Origin of the sequence: Nitratidesulfovibrio oxamicus (assembly GCF_015731765.1) — a bacterium.
GTDB classification, from domain to species: domain Bacteria; phylum Desulfobacterota; class Desulfovibrionia; order Desulfovibrionales; family Desulfovibrionaceae; genus Cupidesulfovibrio; species Cupidesulfovibrio oxamicus.
Genome location: NZ_VRYY01000629.1, coordinates 1 through 1057 on the forward strand (window position 1 = coordinate 1; position 1057 = coordinate 1057).

Here is a 1057-nt window from a genome sequence, read left to right on the forward strand (position 1 = left end):
CCCTTGCCGGGCCAGCAGTACGCCCCGCCCTGCGGCGCGGCAGCGGGCCGCTGGGGTCTGCCCCGTCCCCGGCGTCGGGTGCAATCCCGTCCGGCCAGCCCGCATCCGGCTCCAAAGGTTCCCGCCCCCCGCAGGACGACGACCTTGTCGCCCAGCAGTCGGACCACCCCAACGATCTGGACGCCCCCCCCGGCATCGACGACGCAGTGCGCGACTACCTGTTCAAGATGCGCCGGTTCGACAGCCCCCACCCCAGCGACATCACCCTGCCGCCCCAGCGCATTCCCGTGCTGCACGCCGCCACCGACAGGCTGGGCCGTCTGGAACGCACCGTGGGGCACGGCTTCTTCTACCTGCTCGGCTTCGACGAGGCGGTGCGGGTGGCCCGGAACTACCCGGCTGTCGGCGCCTTCAGCCCGCAGGAACTGACCCTCATCGACGAACTGTTCCACGCAGACGCATCCGCCTACGGATTCATGGGCATGAAGCCGCTGAACTCGCTGGCCGCCACCATCCCCTCACGCGAGGTGTACAAGGTGCCGGGCATGGGCAACTACGTCTACCAGGGCGAGCCGCGCGCCACATGGGAAACCATCCGCCGCCTGCTGGGCGAGGACGTGGTGCTCACCTCCGGCGTGCGCGGCATCATGAAGCAGTTCCACCTGTTCCTCACCAAGGCATCCACCAACGGCGGCAACCTGTCGCTGGCCTCGCGCTCGCTGGCCCCGCCGGGGTATTCGTTCCACGGCATAGGCGATTTCGACGTGGGGCAGCGCGGATACGGCGCGCGCAACTTCACCTCTGCCTTCACCGCCACCCCGATATTCCGGCGGCTGGAGGAACTGGGTTACATCACCCTGCGCTATCCGCAGGACAACATGCTGGGGGTCCGCTTCGAACCCTGGCACATCAAGGTCGCCACCGCATGATGACGCTCCGCACCGCACCGCGCTCCACCGCGAACCGCCACGGCGTCCGCCCCTGGCTGTACTGTCTTGCCGCGCTGCTCTGCCTGCACGCCGCGCCCGCGCCGGCGGCATCGCCCGCCCAGGCAAAA

At 69.3% G+C, this 1057-nt stretch carries 1 protein-coding gene; it reads left to right on the forward strand.

Annotated features, from left to right (window positions below):
• Nucleotides 1-929, forward strand: a 929-nt coding sequence (locus tag FVW20_RS16415) for a M15 family metallopeptidase (protein ID WP_231039183.1), incomplete at its 5' end; no start/stop codon positions are given.
• Nucleotides 930-1057 lie beyond the last annotated feature (128 nt).